Origin of the sequence: Synechococcales cyanobacterium CNB (genome assembly GCA_030263455.1) — a bacterium.
Lineage (GTDB): Bacteria > Planctomycetota > Phycisphaerae > Phycisphaerales > UBA1924 > CAADGN01.
Map to the genome: position 1 here is coordinate 1 of SZOZ01000005.1, position 17,967 is coordinate 17,967.

Below are 17,967 nucleotides of genomic sequence, written 5' to 3' on the forward strand. Positions count from 1 at the left end.
AACTCCTCGGAAGGCGTGCTGAACTCCTCATCACGGCCCCCGGACTCCTCAGCCGGCGTGCCGGACGCCCCGGGTGGGGCCGGTAACTCCGCGCCACGCAACGCGCAACTCCCGCCGTCCGGCCGGTCACCCGGGGGACGGGATGTTCGGTGTTCCACGCCGGGCGCCGGGGGGGGCGGAGGCCGGACAAGCAGATGGGAAAGAGCAAGCGGCAAACGGCAAAGGGGCAGAGAGCAGACGGGAGAGGATCAAGGGATCAAGGACCCTGAACCTCTTTCCCCACTCCGCCCCCTCCGCGGCCTCCGCGTTCGATCCCCCGCGCTCAGACCTCGACGATCTCGCCGAACGCGGGGAGTTCGGCCTCGACGCCCAGGTCGGCGCGCAGGCGTTCGGCGAGCAGGCGGCGGGGCTTGTCCTCGCCGTGGTTGAGGAAGACGCGGGGCCGATCGTTCGCGCCGACCCCCGCACCCCCCACGCCCCCCCCGTCGTCCACGTCCCCCCCGCCGTCCCCGCGCCCGACGACCGCCCCGGCCCAGCGGACCAGCCCCGTCTGGCCGGCGTGCGCGCTGAAGCCGCCGAGCGTGTGGACCCTCGCCCCGACCTTGATGCGCTCGCCCATGATGCTGACGTATTCCGCGCCGTCGATGATGCGCCGGCCGATCGTTCCCTCGGCCTGGAAGCCGACGAAGACCAGGTGAGTCTCGGGCTTCCAGAGCGCGTGCCGGAGGTGGTGCAGGATGCGACCGCCGTTGCACATGCCGCTGGCGGAGATGACGACGACGCCGTCGCCCGTGCGGTTGAGCGCGATCGACTCGTCGATGGAGCGGGCGAAGCGCAGGCCGGGGAACATGAGCACGCTGTCGCCGGCGTCGATGATCTTCCACGACTCGTCGTCGAAGAGGTCGCGGTGCCGGCGGTAGAGGTCGGTGGCGGCCAGGGCCATCGGGCTGTCCACCCACACGCGCGGATCGTCGAGCCGGCCGTCGCGCCGCAGCGTGCCGAAGAAGTAGATGAGCTGCTGCGTGCGCCCGACCGCGAAGGCGGGGATGAGCACCTTGCCCCTCGGCGTGCGGGCCTCGCGCACGATGCCGACCAGCTCGTCCAGCGTGGCGTCGAGCGGGCGGTGGTCGCGGTCGCCGTAGGTGGATTCGAGCACGAGCGCGTCGGCGCGTCCGGGGGGGACGGGGTCGCGCAGCAGGGGCGCGCCCGCCGGGCCGACGTCGCCGGAGAAGACGACCACCTTCTCGCGTCCACCGTCGCGGACACGCATCTCGACGCTCGCCGAGCCGAGGATGTGCCCCGCGTCGGTGAAGCGGACGGTCACGCCCGCAGCGACCTCGCGCGGCGTGTCGTAGGGGAGCGCGCGGAAGCGCTTCATCACCGCCTCGACGTCGGCGACGCCGTAGAGCGGCGCCTCGCCCGGCTTGCCCTCACGCTCGTGGCGGCGGGTCCAGCGCTCCGCGTCCATCGCCTGCACGCCCGCCGAGTCGCGGAGCATGACGTCGCACAGGTCGATCGTCGCGGGCGTCGCGAAGATCGGGCCGGAGAAGCCGTGCCGCGGGAGCAGCGGCAGCCGCCCGGAATGGTCGATGTGCGCGTGCGTGAGCACCACGGAGTCCAGGTCGGCCGGGCGGATGGGCGGGAAGCGGCGGTTGCGGCGTTCGGCGGTCGGGCCGCCCTGGTGCAGCCCGAAGTCCACCAGCACCCGGGCACGGTCGGTCTCGACGAGCTGGCACGAGCCGGTCACCTCGCCCGCCGCTCCCAGGAATCGCAGTCGCACGGCCGCCTCCGATCGTGTGGGCTTGGCCAGTCTACGGGCGGCACAGGAACCGGGCCGAGGGGTTCCCGTATGCTGGTGCGGTGGCACGGTCGCACGTCTGCCTCGGGTGCGGGACGGAGTTGGCGCGCGTGCGCGCCGCGCCGGACCCTCACTACGCCCTGCCGGTCGTGGTCTGCCCGTCGTGCGGGCGGGCGGGCGTGCGGCGGCCGCACGCGGGCATGGGAAACGCGCGGGCGGCGCGGCACCTGGCGCGGAGCGTGCTGGGGCTTGCGTGTCGCGCGGCGGCGGTGGGATCGACGGTGCTGCTCGCCGCCGCCTGCATCGCGTACGTCGCCGACAGGCTTGACGAGTATCGGATCACGCCGCTCGACCTGGCCACGGGTCTGTCGGGGCTGGACCGGCGCGCGCGGCACGGGCTGGGCGTGTGGTTCGATTCGGGCGGGGCGTTCGCGCTGGCGGGTCTCGTGATCGCGGCGACGATCGCCGGCAGCGCGCTGGTGGCGATGATGGAGCACTGGCGGCCGCGCGCGCTGACGGTCGCGTGGGCCGGAGCGGTCGGGCTGGCGCTCGTCGGCGGCCCCGTGGTTGCGGGTTTGGGAGAGTGGGCGTTCGACGGCCGCATGACGCTGCGGCGCGCCGTGGAACGATACTCGCCGAGCGTGCTCACCACGGTCCACGCGGGGATCGGCGTCGCGGGCGCTCTCGTGGTGGCGGTCTGCGCGACGCCGATCGGCGTGTCGATTCGGCGGGGCGCGGCGGGCCGCACGGCGCGGCGTTTCAGGCGCCGGCGGGCGAAGACGAGACGCATCCAGAGGGCGAGCGCATGACCGCCGACACTCCCCCCGCCGCCGAGACGCAGCGGGTCGCCATGCTCACGGGCGATCGGCTGTGCGCGGCGTGCGGGTTCAACCTGCACGGGCAGACGATCGTCCGCGAGCCGCACTACGGGATGCTGATCGTGCGCTGCCCGGAGTGCTCCGGCGTGGCCGCGCTGCAGGAGTACCCCTCGCTCGGCCGCTGGGCCGGTCGCTGGGCGGGCGTGCTGGCCGGAGTGTGGCTGCTGCTCATGCTCGGGCTGTGGACGGGCAGCGCGGGGATCATCAGCGGCACGTCGTTCGCGGTGTCCGAAGCGTTCACCCGGCCCGCCGCGCTGAAGATCGCGTCCGCGTTCGTCGAATGGGCGTCGTCCGAGGACGTGAAGGCGCAGTTGACGGCACGGAACTCGTGGGCGACGAACCAGACCGTCAGCCACTACACCTGGCTCGACGAGGACTGGCTGAAGGAGCAGGACGTTCGCGCGCTGACGGCAGGCTCGGGCGGGCTGGCGGATCGCTACGACCCCCGCGCGGCCAAGGGCTGGATCGGCGTCGGGATCGCCGCGTTCGTGATCGGGTGCTTCTGGTCGGTCGCGCTGCTGCACGCGGCCTGGCACGGTCGCGCGGCGGTCGCGGTTGCGATCGTCGCGCTCGCAGCGCTGTTCGACTGGATGGCGTTCTCGGGGTCGCAGACCTGGGGCGCCGCGCTGGCGAGCGACGTGGCCCGCAAGGCGTTCGGAGGGCCTGTCCTCGCCGCAACGCTCGTGTTCAGCCTGCTGCCGTTGCTGGCGGGGATGGCGCTCGGGCGGCGGATCGCGCGGCTCGCGGTGCGGGCGCTGCTGCCGCCGCGGCTGCGCGGGCCGCTGGCGTTCCTCTGGTTCTGCGACGGCCTGACCGCCCCGAAGACCCGGCACGAGTTTCGGTTGGGGGCGTGATCGCGGCGTCAGACGCTCGCGCGAGCATCCCCGGTCGCGTGCGTCTCGGCGGCCACCGCCGCGGCGACGTGGTCCGGGGGAAGCTGGTCGAACTCGACGGCTTCCGGCTCGCCGGCGCGCTGCACCTCGGCGTACCTGCGCACGTGCTGCATGGCGAGGACAAGCCCCGCGCCCGCGACGGCCACGCCGCCGCTGAGCCACTGCGGGATGGTGAGGCGTTCGCCGAAGAGCATGAGCGAGCCGATGCTGACGAAGAACGGCTGCAACTGCACGACGCCGGCCGAGACCGCCAGACCGAGGCGGGCGATGCTGAAGTAGTAGGCGACGTGGCCGAAGGCGATGCCGATGAGGGCGGAGATGAGCAGCAGGGAGAACTGGTCGATCCAGAGGCGAGAGCCGCCCGAGCCGACGGGCTGGCCGACGAGGTCGAGCGCGGTGAGGCCCGCGCGGTCGCCGAGGGCGAGCATGAGGGCGACCATGCCGACGGCGGTGTAGAGGCTGATGGCGGCGAACGACTGGATGGCGTTGATGCCGTGCATCCAGTGCCGGACGGCGAGGGCATAGGCGGCGAACCCTGCGCCCGAGGTGATGGCGAGGATGACGCCGAAGAGCGTGGCGCCGCGCGGCAGCCCTTCGCCGAGGAGCATGGTGCCGACGGTACCGACGACCACCATCGAGACGCCGACGAGGTAGCCGGGGGACCGGATGACGGCGCGTTCGGCCGCAAAGAAGAGCGCCGCGCCGATCGTGACGAAGACGATGTTCGAACGCAGGCCGAAGGTGAGCACGCCGGGATCGATCTTGTAGTGCGCCCAGCAGAAGCAGACCTGGGCGGCGCAGTTGATGACGCTCGGCCAGAAGGCGGCGCGCCAGAGGCCCACGGGAAGGTCCCGGCGTGCCAGGCCCCACACGAGAACGGGAAGCCAGAAGAGCGCACTGAAACCGTAGCGCCAGCCGTTGCTGGTCCAGAAGTCGATGGAGTCGGCGAAGTGGCGGAGGAAGAGCGGAATGCTCGACCATCCGACAAGGGTGAGGACGATGGCAACCACGCCGACCCAGCGGGTTGGCGGGCCGGAGGACGAAGCCACGCTCAAGGAGGGAGAGGCCATACGCGGCGGAAGCGACTGTAGGCGGACGCGCCGCGTGGGCGAGGAAGTGGAGCGGACCGGATTCGAACCGGCAACTTCCAGCTTGCAAAGCTGGCACTCTACCAGTTGAGTTACCGCCCCAGCCGGCGTTGCGGGACGCCGCTCGGGAGTGTAGGCGGGGGCGCCGGCGAGGCCGTATGCTGTGCGGCCCCTGGAACCGCCCCGAAGGAGGATTCCGCCATGAACCGTCCGTCCTCTGCACGCCGATCGATCGTGTTCCTGGCCGCCCTCGCGGGAGCGACCGGCACCGGATCAACGGCTTGGGCGCAGGAGGACAACGGCGAGCCGCCCGTGCGGTTCCGGCTCGACGGCGGCGCGACCTTCGACGGCACGGCGGACCTCGACGACTCGCCCGGCGACGTATCGGTGGCACGGATCCGCTCGGCGTTCGAGGCGGACTTCCGGGTGGACGAACGCTCACGGTTCGCGCTGCAGTTCTCCAGCGAGTTCTCGTTCTACGACTTCGACGGCGCGACCGACCTGGTGCCCGGCACGGATTCGCCGCTCGACGACACCTACGACTACCGAATCGGCGGCCGCTACTCGCGGTCCCTGGAGGCGGGATGGGGCATGTTCGTGGGAGGAGACGTGCGGTTCGCCGGCGAGCACGGCGCGGACGCCGGCGATTCGGTCACCGGCGGCGGGTTCGGCGGCGTGACCTACGACGTCTCGGATCGCCTGACGCTCGGGATCGGACTGTCGGTGCGCACGCGGCTCGAGGACAACGCGCGGATCATCCCGATCCCGGTGGTCGACTTCCGGATCACGGATGAGTGGCGTCTGTCGACGGACGGGCCTGGGCTGAAGCTGTCCTACACCCCCGATCCCGCGTACACGATCTATATCGCCGGGCGGTGGGAGGCGCGAGAGTTCAGGATGGACGAGGACGGCCCGCTTCCCGGCGGCGTGGCGAGGGACGAGCGGGTGCCGATCGTGCTCGGCGCGACGTGGAGGCCGAACGACACGATCACGCTGGACGGGTTCGTCGGCGCGGTCGTGTGGAACGAGTACGAGTTCATCAACAGCGCGGGGACGACGATCGCGGAGACGGAAACGGACACGCACCTGACGGCCGGCGTGCAGTTGACGCTCAAGTTCTGAAGCGAACCGGGGCGAATGAGGAGCTAGCGCTCGCCGGTGCCGTCGCCGGGGCTTTGTTCTGGCTTTGGTCCGGTGCCGTAGGGGGGGGCATCGACAGTGTAAGCGCGCACGATCCGCGGCATGGGGTCGAGGGGGCGGTCCTGGGGGCCGGTTGGAACCTTCGAGACCTGCACGACGGCGTCCGCACCCGAGACGAGTTCTCCAAAGGCGGTGTAGCGGTCGTCGAGGGCTTGCGTGGCCGCTCGGCTGAGGCAGACGAAGACCTGTGAACCGTTGGAGTTGGGGTTTGAGGATCGTGCCATGGAGAGCACGCCGAAGTCGTGGCGGAGTCTGCTCGGTTCGAGGTCGATGAGGTAGCCCGGTCCGCCCATGCCCGTGCCCGTCGGGTCGCCGACCTGGATGACGAACGGGGGCTGGCCGCCGCGCGAGCCGATGACGCGGTGGAAGACGATGTCGGTGTAGAAGCCGCCCTCAACAAGGTGCAGGAAGTTCCAGACCGTGTTGGGCGCATGGTCGGGACGAAGCCGGAAGTGCATGTCGCCGTGGGTCGTCTCAAGGACGACGTGCTTTTCGGGGTAAGCGCGGATTCCCGAGTAGACCAGCCCGGGAGAGGATGTGAACTGCGGGCGTCCGGTCTGGTCGGTGCGTTCCGCGTAGGGAACCGCGAGCATGGGCTGCAGAACGACCGCCGAGCCGATGGGCTCCTCGCCGACGCGCAACTGGGCGTACAGCAGCCGTGGACGATCCGTTGTCCAGATCGAGGGGAACAGGCCAGCCAGGTCCACCGCGCCTTCCGCGGCGGGCGCGGAGTCGACGCGCTCCGCAGTGTTCGGTGCGAGCAGTTCGATCGTCACTTCGCCCGCGAGCGCACCGGGAACCACGACCTGCATCGGGATGGTGCGGCCGTGGCCGTAGTAGACGCGCTCAGGCAGGAGTTGGGCGGATGCTCGCGGGAGATGGGCCGTCAGGGCGATGCAGAGGGCGAGTGCGATGGCAGAAACATGCACGAGCCTGGTGTGGTTTTGGATCATGCCACGACTGTATCCCACGCGTGCGATCGAGGCGGCGTGGCAGGCGGATCAGTTCCCGTTGTCGGGGAGAACGTCGGAATCGGGGTGGTCGATCTGTTCCCAGAGCATCTCGAAGTCCTCGGCGCGGAGCGACGAATCCCCGTCGGCGGGCAGGTACTCGTAGAGACGGCCGCCATCGGAGAGCCAGGAGAGGGAGATATCCGCGCGCAGGACGTTGAGGCCGACTTTGTGGTTGAAGTCCAGCCGGGTCTTGAGACCGTCAGTGACGATTGCGGCACGGCTCGGTTCAATGCGACTGAGCCGCCTGGAGCCGTTCGGGCCTACGCCGCGGAAGTGGTAGTTGCCGACGATCGCGCCGTTCTGTCCCTTCCAGTAGGGGACATACCTCGAGAGGGGGTGCTTCCCCCAGTGAGAGGGGCAGTAAAAAATCTCGGGAGTTGGGAGGAACTCGTTGCTGTAGAGCATGCCGAGGCCGTCCCATGTCTTGTCGATGCCGTAGATGGGGAGACCTGGGAGACGGAGCGTCATCATCTCGCTGGGATACCACGTCTCGCTGCCTGAGGCACCGCCTTCACCGCCGGGCTTTTCACCGCGGAGGAACGCGCTGGACGGGAGGTAGTCGCGATTCGTGTCCGCGTAGAGCGTGAGGCCGAATCCGATCTGTCGCAGGTTGGAGGCACAGACGACTCGGCGGGAGGTCTCACGTACGGAGGCAAACCCCGGCATGAGAATGCCTAGGAGCAGAGCGACAACCGCCATGGTGACGAGCACGTCGATGAGGGTGAACGCGGCGCGTGCAACAGCACGAGGTGGCTTCCCCCTGCAATACGACTTCCGCACGGCCTGCTCAGCGGCGTCCGGCATGCGGCCTTCTCCTCGGGAGCGGCCCTACCCCAAGCCAATCCCCCGCGAACAAGCGTATCGGAAAGCCCCCGGCCATGCAACCCCTCAAATTCGGTATCACGAGTAGCATTTGCCCTAACGTTACCCTATCATATGTCGGATAAGGGTAGGGTGTTCCTCCCGATCATGCGGGGGTCCGGCATCCGCCGGGCCACGTTTGCGTAGAGATTGATGCCGGGAATGAACCGCGACGGTCGCTCGCGGGGGGTGCTCGGCCCGAGTTTTTCTGAGCCCGGTCATGGCAGCGAGTCGTGAACAGGAGAACGCCGACCTTGCGCTGATGCGTCGGGTTGCGGCGAGCGAAGAAGATGCGGTCGCGGAGTTGTACGACCGCTTCGGATCGTTGGTGTATCGGATGGCGTATCAGGCGATGCCAACCAGGGCCGAGGCGGAGGACGCGGTGCAGGAAGTGTTCGTGCGGCTGTGGCGGACGGCGCACCGATTCGATCCGAAGCGAGCCGCACTGGTAACGTGGGTGATGCTGATCTCCCGTCGGCACCTCGTGGACAAGCTGCGTCGCACGCGGGCGAGGGTCAAGGCGTCGAGCCTGGACGAGAGCACGCCCATCCCCGCGCCTTCGGGAGTCCCGAGCGCGTCCGCGGGTCTGGAGCATGACGAACGCTTCGGCACGCTCATCGACCGCATCAACGCGTTGCCCGAGTTGCAACGGCTCGTGGTGACGCGGGCGTATCTCGGGGGCCAGACGCTGCGGCAGATCGGGGAGGAGTTGAACACACCGCTGGGAACAGTGAAGTCCGCGTTGAGCCGGGCGTTGGTGCGGCTGCGCGAACGATCGGGCGAGGATACAGCAACATGACCACCGCAGAACTGATGGAACTCGCGCTGCTCGACGTCCTCGCGCTGCTGGACGAGGAAGAGCAATCCGCCTTCGATCGGGCGTTCAGGGCGGCGACGCCGGAGGTACAGGCTCAGATCCGGCGCGAGCAGACGAGGCTGGCAAGGATCGACGCGCTGCTGCCCGATGTGGAGGCGCCTGTCTCGCTGCGCGCACGGGTGCTGGCCGCCGTCCGTGCGGCGATCAGCGCGTCGTCCAGCCCCGGTGAGGCGGCCGCGCTGCACCTGGCGCAGAGCGCTCGACCGGTTGATCAACGCGCGCATGGTCACAGGCGTCGCGTCACGCACTGGTGGCGCGCCGCCGCGTTCGGCGCGACAGCGGCCGTGGTCGTGCTCGGCGCATTGCTTGTCCGCCTGCACAGCGACTACCAGCGCCTGGAGAACGACCTCAAGCGCGACGCGCTCCTCTCGCAACTGGTCGAGACGTTCGGTTCCCGGTACGTGACCGACGCGATCTTCGACGCGGACACCAGGCGCGTGGCGTTCCGGCCGGATGCTCCCGGCGCGCAGGGCCGCGCCGCGGTGTGGTACCACCCGGACTGGGATTCGGCGCGGTTCTTCGTTGTGGACCTGCCGCTCTCGACGCCGGATACTACCTACCGCCTGGTCGTGCTCGACGACCAGGGGAACGTGGTGCAGGACGTGGCGCAGTTCGACTTCCGCGGCGGATTGCTCCACCGGGACATCCCGATTCAGGTGGCGGTATCGGGGTCACGGCTCGGCGTGATGGCAACCAGTGCCGCGAACCAGTCGGCACGGATCATGCTGACGTCGGAGTACCGCGTTCCGCCTGCGTGATCACGCCGCTCTCGACGAATCCTGGCGATTGATGAGCTGTTCGATGGGGTCCACCCACCGGCGTTCTTCCAGCAGCTGGTCGAGGCGATCGGCCTGCTCGAAGACGCTCTGTGCCCGAGCGAGCCGGCGCCAGATCACGCTCCAGAACCCGACGGCGAGCAGCGACGAGACGCCGAGCCCGGCGGCGGCGTAGAGCGGACGGCGGTCCTCGATCGGCTGGCCACCGAGCCTCGGTTGCGACTCGACCACCGTCACCGCGGCGTCGGCACGCCGCGAGCGGGAGGTGTTGGCCTCGGCGACGAGTGTGGAGACATAGGTGTCCAGGGCGCGCAGCGTGCGTTCCGCGCCCGGTCCGCGGAGTTCGAGTTCGAGACGACCCGGAGCGGTGGAGTTCCAGATGAGGTTCGTTTCAAGGGCCGCCGCCAGACGGGCGGGGTGTGCGAGATCGGCGATCCCGCGACGCTCCATGCGCTCTGCGACGCGGTCGAGCAGCCGAGGATCGGTCAGCAACTCGACGTGGAAGGTGTGCCAGCCTTCGAGTTCCGCGGGGTTGGGGTTCGTGGCCCGCTGCTGCGCCGAGATCACGGCCCGTGCCGCATACACGGGATGGACGAACTGTCCCGCGATCACCCAACTGAGGAGTCCGAGCACGGCGACGAGACCGACGAGGAAAAACCCGGCTGCGGCAGTGTTGGTTCGGGCCTTGGCGGCGTTGACTCGCTTGCCCACGGCCTCGATCGAGACTCGGGCTTCGACCAAGTCGCGCCGCTGCGCGAGCACCTGCTCGCAGCGGTCGATGCGATCGGCCAGGGTCTGGTTGGCGCGTTCGAGCCGCTCACGCTGGCGACGGAGCGCGGCGCGATAGTTGCGCAGACGCGCGAGGCGTTCACTCGGGCGCGGGCCTGAAGTCGTTCCTTCCACGGCGGGAGCGTTGAGAAGGGCTTCGCGCAGGCGTGTCCGCTCGGCCTCGGCGGCACGAAGCTTCGCTTCGAGTTCGTCGGCCTGTCGGCGCAGGCGGTCAATGTCAGCGGCGATCGCCTCGGCGCGTTCGAGCTTCGCCGCCTGCTCACGGACAAGGCGCGACATCTCGGCGAGCCGATCGACCGCATCGCGGAGCCGCGCTTCGTGTTCGGTCGCCGCGGCACGGTGTCGCTCGGCTTCCGCCTCGGCAGCGGCCGCGCGCTCCTCGGCGGCCTGCGCACGCCGCGCGGTCTCGGCGATCAACCGCTCGGAGGCATCGCGTTCCTCGCGCCCGAGGGTCTGCTCCGACGCGGTTCGTTCAAGGTCGGCGATCAGTTGGGCCTCGCGCTCGCGAGAGGCCTCGACTTCGCGCTGGAGCGCCTCGACGCGCTGCTCCTGATCCGCCGCCGAGGATCGGAGTGCCTCGATCTCCGCGCGCAGACGGTCAAGGTCGCCGTTCTCCGCTCGCAGTCGGTTGAGTTCAGATTCAAGGGCATCGGCGCGTGCCGCTCGCTCGCCGAGTTGATGGACCTCGGAACGCAGGCGTTCTGCCTCGTCGGCCCGTGGGCGAATGGCATCGATCTCTTCTCGCAGCCGTTGCGATTCCGACGCGACTTTGCGCAGGGAGACAATCTCGCCTTCGAGTCGGCCCGCCTCCTCGGCGCGGTGGCGCAGCGCATCGAGTTCCGCGTGGAGCCGCTCGGTGTCGGCGAGCCGCTCGCGGAGCGAGTTCAGTTCGGCCGTGAGGTTCTCGGCGCGAGTGCGGAGGTCGTCGGCTTCGGACTGCAGGCGATCGGCGAGGGCGGCGCGTTCGCGCAGGTGGTCCGCCTGCAAACGGAGCTGGTCGGCCTCATTCGCGCGATCCCGGAGCGAGGCGATCTCGGCTCGGAGCGACTGAAGCTCGGCGTCTCGATCAGGCTCCGAGGCGCACGCCGACGGAGGCTGTGGCGGAGCAGCCGCCGACTTGCGTTGCTCCCCCACACGCCGGAGGCGGGCGAGCTGAGACTCAACGTCCTCGATGACGCGCAGCACGTCGTCTTTCGGTCGGGGGTCCGGATGGCGGACGGTCGGCGTGCCCCCGTCGGGTGGCCCTGAGTGGCCGTCCTTCACGCCCATCCCTGTCGTCCTCCCTTGGCACCGAGACCGCACGGTCCGGCCGGACCCGTCCGGCTGTATCGACCGTTCGGGTCGGCCACTGAACCGCCCGGTCCGAGAACGGAGCGATGCCGGCGTCTGCCCGGCCGATCAAACCGCGGTATACAGCAGGAAAGGGGGAACACGGCGACCCGGGTCGAGGTACAATGGACGATGTGAACCCACGCCCGGGTGTTGTCCCCCGGCGCGACCCCTGAGGAAGGAGCCACCATGTCCTGCTGCGGCACCCCGCTGTCGTTCTTCAAGCCCCTCATCGCGATCGTCGGCCTCGTCGCCGTCGGTGTGGGTGGGTACAACCTCGCCACCACGGGCTGCCCGTTGGGCGGCTGCCTCGATGGCAAGTCGGACACGAAGATCGTCCAGACGGCCGGGCCTGGAACAGACGGCGCGTGTCCGCTGGGCGGGTGTTCCGCCGACAAGGCCGAGGCGACCGAGTGCTCGATGGAGGCGGTCTGTGAGACCGCGTGCAGCGAGTCGATGAAAGAAGCCTGCCACGAGGCGACGGCGTGCGAGGGTGAGAAGGTCGCGGCCGACTGCTGCGGCTGCTCGCCGGAAGGGTGCGAAGAGGCGTGCCGCGAGGCGTGCGAGACGATGAAGGCGGCCAAGCCCGCGACGGACGGCGAGTCCACGGGCGGCTGAGCCGACCGGGCATCCGGAGTCCCACTTCAGGCCCGGTGCGCTCACACGCGCCGGGCTTTTTCGTTTGTGGCATGATGAGGGCGTGCGAGCGGTTGTGATCGAGAGTGACGCGCTTCGATTGCGAGTGCTGCCCCGGCTCGGCGCGGGCATGCACGGACTGTCGCTGCGTCGAGGGGACGGCGAATGGCGTCCGCTCCTACGGGCTTCGCCCGATTTGCCGGAGCACTTCAACTCGTTAGCGTGCTACCTGCTCGCGCCTTGGAGCAATCGAGTTCGCGGAGGCAAGTTTCGGTTCGCGGGGCGTGAGCACGCGATGAGGCCGGACTGGCCGGATGGAACCGCGATTCACGGGTTGGTGAAGGACAAGGCGTGGCGCATCCTCGACCGGTCGCCGGTGTCGGTGCGGCTGGCGTTCAACAGCCGAGACCATGCTCCGACCGGATACCCGGCGGCGTTCTCGTGCGTCGCGCGGTACGAGCTGGATGGGGCGACGTTCCGGGCTTCACTCGCCGTGACGATCGATGACGGGGCCGTTGGGCGGGCGCCGGTCGGGCTGGGCTTTCACCCCTTCTTCCCGCGGAGGTTGTGGGATGAGCGAGATGAGGTCGTGGTCGCGTGTCGTGCGTCTGGGCCGGATGCGCCGCGCGGGCTGCGCGGACGGTACCCGTGCGAAGGGATGCTGCCGGTCGGGCAGGCGACGCGGGACGGTGTCGTGAAACGGTTGTGCGAAGGCACGGCGCTCGGAGGTGAGTTCCTCGACGACGTCTTCGCGGGATCGCTGGACGGTGCGGTGATCGAGTGGCGGGCGAGCGGCGTGAGGGTGGTATTCGCATGCTCGCCGGGGCTTGACCACACGGTCATCTACGCGGGTCACGATACGGCGGGGAAGCCGCTGCCTTTCTTCTGTGCAGAGCCGGTCAGCATGGTGAACGACGGGTTCAACATGCTGGCAGAGGGCCTGGAAGGGACGGGAGTGCGCGTGCTGGAACCGGGTGGATCGTTCGAGGTGGAGTGGGCGATGCACGTCGAATGCGTGTGACCACGCTCGCCCGAAAGCCCGAGGCGGAGGAGTGTTTATGGGCCGATGAGGGCGACGGCGGACTCGTCGGGCGTGAAATCCGGGATCGGTGTGCCGTCGTTGAAGTAGTTGAGAATCCAGGTGAGGCTGCCGCGTTCGAAGAGGTCGGCAAAGAGGCGGACGGCGTCGGGGTCGTAGCGGGTGCCCGCGCCGTTGCGGAGTTCGATGAGTGCGTTGGCGGCGGCCTTTTCGCCGACTTCGTGGCGGTAGGGGCGAACGCTGGTCATGGCATCGAACGCGTCGATGACGGCGAAGTAGCGTGCGACGAGCGGGATGTCGCCGTCCTTGAGGCCGTAGGGGTACCCGAGACCGTCCCAGCGTTCGTGGTGAAAGCGGATGAGGTCGAGGATGTGCTTGTCCTCGACGTCCATGGCGACCATGCGTGCGTAGCCGGTCACGGGATGCTGCTGGATGACGGCGAACTCCTCCGGGGTGAGGCGATCGGGCTTGGTGAGGATGGCGGAGGGAATGTCGATCTTGCCGACGTCATGGAGGGCCGCGCCCTGCGTGACGGCGTGGATGGTGGCGTTGTCCGCGCCGACGGCCTCGAGCATGGCCCGGGAGTAGAGCACGACGCGCCACGTGTGGGCGGCGGTCGAGAGGTCCTTGGCCTCGATGGCCTTCACGAGTTGATGAACGGTCGCCGGGTCCACGAAGCCTCCCGGAAGCGGTCCGCGCGAGTTGAAGTGTACACCCGGATTGGTGAACCGAGTGAAGGGTTGCGTCTTCGTAGCCCAGTGCGACGAATGTCGGGGGAGGGCGCGTGGCGGAGAGAAAAAAACGCGTGCCCGCCGGTGGGCAGGCACGCGTCACGAGCATGGTCAGGCACGGGCAGATGCCCGGGCCATGGTGTCGTCAGCGGCGACGACGGGCCGCGACCAGGCCGCCGAGGCCGACGAGGGCCAGGGTGCCCGGAGCGGGAATCTCGTAGAGGGCGAAGGCGACATCGCCGGCGCCAGGGAAGGTCTGGTAGCCGTTGCCATCGAAGAAGTCGGCGGCGATGGTGCCGTCGCCCCCGGTGCCGAAGTGCCAGGCGAAGCCGTCATCGAAGGGGCTGATGTTGTGGGAGCCGATGGAGATCCAGCCGTTGTCGACGGCGACGGGCGTGATCGCGGCGTCGAACTCGTAGACCCAGTAGTTGCCGAAGATGTTGGCGTCCTGGGTGATGGTGATGTTCGCCTTGGCGATGGTCTCGGAGGAGGTCTGGCCGAAGCCCGCGTTGTAGAACGCGATCGTCCACGCGGAGAAGTTGGTGAGGTCGGGGAAGATGTAGTACTCGCTCATGCCCCACCACTTGACGCGGTCGATGACCTTCGTCCCGCCGAGGTTGAAGTTGTCCGCGATGCGCTGCGACCAGTACTGGCCCGACTGGCCGTCGGAGAAGTACCCGCAGCCGAGGCAGCCGCCGTAGTCGGGCAACTGCTGGAAAACCTGCGCCGAAGCGCCCGCGGCAACGCCGGCCACGGCAATCAGTCCGATGATTCCACGCATTCCTGTGTCTCCCTCTGAAGGCGTTCCCCACTGTGGGGGGAACTGTGTCACTCTCTCGCCGGCAACAAAAGCCGGACGTTTCAGCCCAAACTCTTCCTCCCGCGAGGGCGCATCGCAAGTGCGCGATGTTCCCCCGAACGGGGTACTTCGGTTCCGTGGTGGATAGGCGGATCGCTCCTCCTACGGTCAGCAGAATCGCGCTGACCCCGCCCGGAGTCGGGCGGCCTGTCTCTCAGGGGTTTGGTATAGCCGAACCGAGGCGGCGGCTCAAGCAGAATTTCGCTGAAACGGCAACTCTGCGACGCGAGCCGTAATGTTCGGACCTCGCTTCCGAACACAACCCGATCAGAACGGCCGAACATGGTGGAATGCGATAGAACTCAGGACGTCGGCCTGATGGTCGGCGTGGTAGCTCGAGCGAACGAGGGGGCCACTCTCCACGACCTTGAACCCTCGACGGAGCCCTTCGGTTTTGAAGGTCGAGAACTGTTCGGGAGTCACCCATCGATCGATGGGAAGATGGTTTCTCGACGGCTGCAGGTATTGGCCGATCGTGAGAATGTCGCAGGAATCAGCGAGCGGGGAGGTGATGGAGGGGCTGGATGACGGTCGCGAAACCCTGGTGGCTGTCTGGATTTCGTCGATGAGAGCGAGTACCTCGTGGTCTCGTTCGCCGATGCCGACCATGATGCCCGTCTTGGCGACGCACCCTTGCTCCTTCACGCGTCGGAGGAGTTCGAGGGATCGGTCGAACTTCGCGCTGGGCCTGACGGCCGGGTACATGCGCCGGACGCACTCGAGATTGTGGTTGATGATGTGGGGACCGGCGTCGATGACCATCTGCAGCGCGGCCCAGTTGCCTTCGAAGTCGGGGATCAGCACCTCGACGGACATGTCCGGGCAGGCCTCGCGGACGCGGACGATCGTTTCGGCCCAGATGCCCGCCCCGCCGTCGGGGAGTTCGTCTCGGTTGACGCTCGTGATGACGACGTGCCTGAGGCCCATGAGCGCCAGGCTCTCGGCAACACGGCGAGGCTCGTCGCGGTCGAGGGTCGGTGGGCGGCCGGTCTTGACGTTGCAGAAACCGCACGCGCGTGTGCACGTGTCTCCCAGAATCATGATCGTGGCGACGCCGCGAGACCAGCACTCACCCATGTTCGGGCATCCGGCCTCCTCGCAGACGGTGTGGAGCCTGTGATCGGTCATGATCCTGCGGAGGCGTTGGTAGCCTTCGCCGCCCGGAACCCTGGCGCGGAGCCACGGGGGCTTGCGCTTGGGGGCAAGGGTGTGGTCGCCCGAGTTGTTGAGAACCATGCCGGTGAGGCTGACGAGGGGCCGATCGAGGGTTCGGAGCGGATCGCCGCCGGGAGGACGCGGGTGTCTCGGGCGGGTGACTTGGGCAGGGCTTGTCGCGTCCGGCAGGGTCATGGGCTTTGACTGTAGGTATCGACGGAACCCGAACGGGGGGCTTCCGGGCCGAGATCACGGGCCAATAATCATGCTCGCAGCGGGGTGAATGCCGCGCTGAAAGGGCAAGGACGGTTCAACCGACCCCACCTTTTCGGTCGATCCTCCGATGCGGCACGGACGATTCGTTCGGGTCCGCGAACCTGCCGACGGTTCGGAGCGTTTGACACGGCGTCGGCAGGCCCTAGGTTTCCCCGCGACCGTCCCGGAGTCGACGACGGGGTGGGTTGGGCAGTCGGTCTCCGATTCGCCTTGGGTGCAAGGCGATAGGACAAGGAGCGTGAGCGTGAGAACGTCCCTCAGGTCATTCCCTCGCCGCCGCATCGGCCGCTCGCTTGCTCTTGCGGCGTTCGCAGGCATGGCATTCGCCGCGGTACCGGGGTGCTCGCTGGACAACTACATCGATCCGAGCGTGGTGGGGCGGTGGGAGGCGACACCGACGGTGGTTCCGATCCTGGAGCGCCTGGCGAGCATCGAGGACGTTGAGGAGGGATTCGTCGAGTACAGCGACGTGACGGCGGCGGACCTGGTGCCGCAGGTCGAGGAGTACCGAGTCGGGCCGGGCGACAGCCTGGACGTGATCGCCTTTGACCTCGTGATCGAGGGGCAGCGTGAGCAGTACCTGCTGCTGGTCGACAACCGCGGGTTCATCGACATGCCGCAGCTCGGCGCGATCCACGTGAGCGGGCTGACCGTGCCGGAGGTTCGCGCGAAGATCGAAGAGGCGGCGTCGAAGTTGATCCGCAATCCGCTCATCCAGGTGACGGCCGCGACGCCGCGGCAACGCTCGTACAGCGTGCTCGGAGCTGTCAACGGCCCGGGGCCGTACCTCGTTCCGGACACGGAACACCGGCTGCTGGACGCGATGACAGCAGCGAGCGGATTCTCGGAGACGGCGTCGTACATCTATGTGATCCGCCAGGCTCCGTTGACGCCGCCCGCAACGGCCGCGCCGGTGGCGCCGGCGGGTCAACAGCCCGCGGGCGGCAACGGGGCCGGCCTCATCGACCTCATCGACGAGCTGACGGGCGATCGCGGCGGCGGGTCTCCGGGCGTGACGAGCGCGGGTCGTGTGCCGGCGGTGGTCGGGACGAGACGGGCGGGGCAGCCCGAGACGCCGCCGATCGACCTCGTGGATTCGGCTCCCCCCCCGAGCCGCCCGGCGGGCCAGCCCGCGCGCGGTGACGGCACTGCGTGGATGTTCCTGAATGGTCAGTGGGTCCAGGTGAACGCGCCGGCTTCCGGGGCGGGAACCGCGCCTTCTGGCAGCGGCCCAGAGCCGATGGTGACGCAGCGGACGATCCGTATTCCCGTCAAGCCGCTGCTGAACGGCGATGCCCGGTACAACATCATCATCAAGCCGGGCGACGTGATCCGTGTTCCTTTCCCGGATCGCGGCGAGATTTACATCGCCGGGCAGGTGCAGCGGCCCGGGGTGTACACCCTCCCGCTCTCGGGCCGGATCACGCTGATCCGTGCGATTGACGCTGCGGGCGGTCTTGCCCCGATCGCGATCCCCGAGCGCGTGGAAGTAACGCGGATGGTCGGCCCCGATCGGCAGGCGACGATCCAGCTGAACTACCGGGCGATCAACGAGGGGACACAGCCGGACATCTTCCTGAAGCCGGACGACCGGATCAACGTCGGCACGAACTTCTGGGCGCTCCCGCTGGCGGTGATTCGCAACGGTTTCCGCGCCTCGTACGGCTTCGGGTTCTTCCTCGACCGGAACTTCGGCAACGACGTGTTCGGTGCTCCGCCGGTGCGTCGCACCAACTGAGTCGGCCCGAGGTGGGCCTCGTCGAGAACCA

At 68.7% G+C, this 17,967-nt stretch carries 16 protein-coding genes and 1 tRNA gene; 8 read left to right on the plus strand and 9 right to left on the minus strand.

The window, feature by feature from the left end:
* Nucleotides 1-322 precede the first annotated feature (322 nt).
* Nucleotides 323-1,780, minus strand: a complete 1,458-nt coding sequence (locus FBT69_06140) for an MBL fold metallo-hydrolase (protein ID MDL1904384.1) — start codon at nt 1,778-1,780, stop codon at nt 323-325.
* Nucleotides 1,781-1,860: 80 nt separating this feature from the next.
* Between FBT69_06140 and FBT69_06145 the strand changes: the two genes are divergently transcribed.
* Both FBT69_06145 and FBT69_06150 read left to right on the plus strand, forming a co-directional pair.
* Nucleotides 1,861-2,607: a hypothetical protein gene (locus tag FBT69_06145; protein MDL1904385.1), complete on the plus strand. Its 747-nt coding sequence runs from the start codon at nt 1,861-1,863 to the stop codon at nt 2,605-2,607.
* The gene (locus FBT69_06150) at nt 2,604-3,530 is read left to right on the plus strand and encodes a hypothetical protein (protein MDL1904386.1); all 927 of its coding nucleotides are present in this window, start codon (nt 2,604-2,606) and stop codon (nt 3,528-3,530) included. Before FBT69_06145 ends, FBT69_06150 begins: the two co-directional genes overlap by 4 nt.
* Nucleotides 3,531-3,538: 8 nt before the next feature.
* Here the strand turns inward: FBT69_06150 and FBT69_06155 are convergent, their stop codons facing one another.
* Together FBT69_06155 and FBT69_06160 are read right to left on the minus strand one after the other, a co-directional pair.
* Nucleotides 3,539-4,639 carry a DMT family transporter gene (locus FBT69_06155; GenBank protein ID MDL1904387.1) on the minus strand — a complete coding sequence of 367 codons (1,101 nt, stop codon included), beginning with the start codon at nt 4,637-4,639 and terminating at the stop codon, nt 3,539-3,541.
* A 47-nt stretch (nt 4,640-4,686) separates the two neighbouring features.
* Nucleotides 4,687-4,759: transfer RNA gene (locus tag FBT69_06160), tRNA-Ala, on the minus strand.
* A gap of 99 nt (nt 4,760-4,858) precedes the next feature.
* Here FBT69_06160 and FBT69_06165 point away from each other — a divergent pair.
* The gene (locus FBT69_06165) at nt 4,859-5,779 is read left to right on the plus strand and encodes a hypothetical protein (protein ID MDL1904388.1); all 921 of its coding nucleotides are present in this window, start codon (nt 4,859-4,861) and stop codon (nt 5,777-5,779) included.
* Nucleotides 5,780-5,802: 23 nt separating this feature from the next.
* On the opposite strand, the gene FBT69_06170 is transcribed toward FBT69_06165, so the two are convergent.
* Nucleotides 5,803-6,450 carry a peptidylprolyl isomerase gene (locus FBT69_06170; protein MDL1904389.1) on the minus strand — a complete coding sequence of 216 codons (648 nt, stop codon included), beginning with the start codon at nt 6,448-6,450 and terminating at the stop codon, nt 5,803-5,805.
* Nucleotides 6,451-6,858: 408 nt separating this feature from the next.
* Nucleotides 6,859-7,674, minus strand: a complete 816-nt coding sequence (locus tag FBT69_06175) for a type II secretion system protein (protein MDL1904390.1) — start codon at nt 7,672-7,674, stop codon at nt 6,859-6,861.
* Nucleotides 7,675-7,951: 277 nt separating this feature from the next.
* On the opposite strand from FBT69_06175, the gene FBT69_06180 reads away from it, so the two are divergent.
* Both FBT69_06180 and FBT69_06185 read left to right on the plus strand, forming a co-directional pair.
* Nucleotides 7,952-8,530: a sigma-70 family RNA polymerase sigma factor gene (locus FBT69_06180; GenBank protein ID MDL1904391.1), complete on the plus strand. Its 579-nt coding sequence runs from the start codon at nt 7,952-7,954 to the stop codon at nt 8,528-8,530.
* Complete coding sequence (locus FBT69_06185; protein ID MDL1904392.1) at nt 8,527-9,366, plus strand: hypothetical protein; 840 nt, start codon at nt 8,527-8,529, stop codon at nt 9,364-9,366. Before FBT69_06180 ends, FBT69_06185 begins: the two co-directional genes overlap by 4 nt.
* Here the strand turns inward: FBT69_06185 and FBT69_06190 are convergent, their stop codons facing one another.
* Nucleotides 9,367-11,442 (minus strand): hypothetical protein, encoded by a 2,076-nt coding sequence (locus FBT69_06190; GenBank protein ID MDL1904393.1) that lies wholly within the window; start codon nt 11,440-11,442, stop codon nt 9,367-9,369.
* Between the two features lie 249 nt (nt 11,443-11,691).
* Here FBT69_06190 and FBT69_06195 point away from each other — a divergent pair, with 249 nt between their 5' ends.
* Both FBT69_06195 and FBT69_06200 read left to right on the plus strand, forming a co-directional pair.
* Nucleotides 11,692-12,120, plus strand: coding sequence for a hypothetical protein (locus FBT69_06195; protein MDL1904394.1), 429 nt, complete (start codon nt 11,692-11,694; stop codon nt 12,118-12,120).
* Nucleotides 12,121-12,202: 82 nt separating this feature from the next.
* Nucleotides 12,203-13,159, plus strand: a complete 957-nt coding sequence (locus FBT69_06200) for a hypothetical protein (protein MDL1904395.1) — start codon at nt 12,203-12,205, stop codon at nt 13,157-13,159.
* Between the two features lie 35 nt (nt 13,160-13,194).
* Here the strand turns inward: FBT69_06200 and FBT69_06205 are convergent, their stop codons facing one another.
* The 3 genes from FBT69_06205 to FBT69_06215 all read right to left on the minus strand — a co-directional run bounded on the left by FBT69_06205 (nt 13,195) and on the right by FBT69_06215 (nt 16,003).
* Nucleotides 13,195-13,851 carry an HD domain-containing protein gene (locus FBT69_06205; GenBank protein ID MDL1904396.1) on the minus strand — a complete coding sequence of 219 codons (657 nt, stop codon included), beginning with the start codon at nt 13,849-13,851 and terminating at the stop codon, nt 13,195-13,197.
* A 202-nt stretch (nt 13,852-14,053) separates the two neighbouring features.
* Nucleotides 14,054-14,689 (minus strand): PEP-CTERM sorting domain-containing protein, encoded by a 636-nt coding sequence (locus FBT69_06210; protein MDL1904397.1) that lies wholly within the window; start codon nt 14,687-14,689, stop codon nt 14,054-14,056.
* A gap of 345 nt (nt 14,690-15,034) precedes the next feature.
* Complete coding sequence (locus tag FBT69_06215) at nt 15,035-16,003, minus strand: lipoyl synthase (protein MDL1904398.1); 969 nt, start codon at nt 16,001-16,003, stop codon at nt 15,035-15,037.
* A 262-nt stretch (nt 16,004-16,265) separates the two neighbouring features.
* Here FBT69_06215 and FBT69_06220 point away from each other — a divergent pair, with 262 nt between their 5' ends.
* Entirely contained in the window at nt 16,266-17,936 is a 1,671-nt protein-coding gene (locus FBT69_06220) for a hypothetical protein (GenBank protein MDL1904399.1), read from the plus strand.
* Nucleotides 17,937-17,967 lie beyond the last annotated feature (31 nt).

Excerpts from the sequence above, each read along its gene's own strand:
- FBT69_06215 (MDL1904398.1), bottom strand. The coding sequence starts at position 16,003 with ATGGTTCTCAACAACTCGGGCGACCACACCCTTGCCCCCAAGCGCAAG.
- FBT69_06185 (MDL1904392.1), top strand. The coding sequence starts at position 8,527 with ATGACCACCGCAGAACTGATGGAACTCGCGCTGCTCGACGTCCTCGCG.
- FBT69_06190 (MDL1904393.1), bottom strand. The coding sequence starts at position 11,442 with ATGGGCGTGAAGGACGGCCACTCAGGGCCACCCGACGGGGGCACGCCG.
- FBT69_06220 (MDL1904399.1), top strand. The coding sequence starts at position 16,266 with ATGCGGCACGGACGATTCGTTCGGGTCCGCGAACCTGCCGACGGTTCG.
- FBT69_06180 (MDL1904391.1), top strand. The coding sequence starts at position 7,952 with ATGGCAGCGAGTCGTGAACAGGAGAACGCCGACCTTGCGCTGATGCGT.
- FBT69_06175 (MDL1904390.1), bottom strand. The coding sequence starts at position 7,674 with ATGCCGGACGCCGCTGAGCAGGCCGTGCGGAAGTCGTATTGCAGGGGG.
- FBT69_06195 (MDL1904394.1), top strand. The coding sequence starts at position 11,692 with ATGTCCTGCTGCGGCACCCCGCTGTCGTTCTTCAAGCCCCTCATCGCG.
- FBT69_06170 (MDL1904389.1), bottom strand. The coding sequence starts at position 6,450 with ATGCTCGCGGTTCCCTACGCGGAACGCACCGACCAGACCGGACGCCCG.
- FBT69_06210 (MDL1904397.1), bottom strand. The coding sequence starts at position 14,689 with ATGCGTGGAATCATCGGACTGATTGCCGTGGCCGGCGTTGCCGCGGGC.
- FBT69_06150 (MDL1904386.1), top strand. The coding sequence starts at position 2,604 with ATGACCGCCGACACTCCCCCCGCCGCCGAGACGCAGCGGGTCGCCATG.
- FBT69_06155 (MDL1904387.1), bottom strand. The coding sequence starts at position 4,639 with ATGGCCTCTCCCTCCTTGAGCGTGGCTTCGTCCTCCGGCCCGCCAACC.
- FBT69_06165 (MDL1904388.1), top strand. The coding sequence starts at position 4,859 with ATGAACCGTCCGTCCTCTGCACGCCGATCGATCGTGTTCCTGGCCGCC.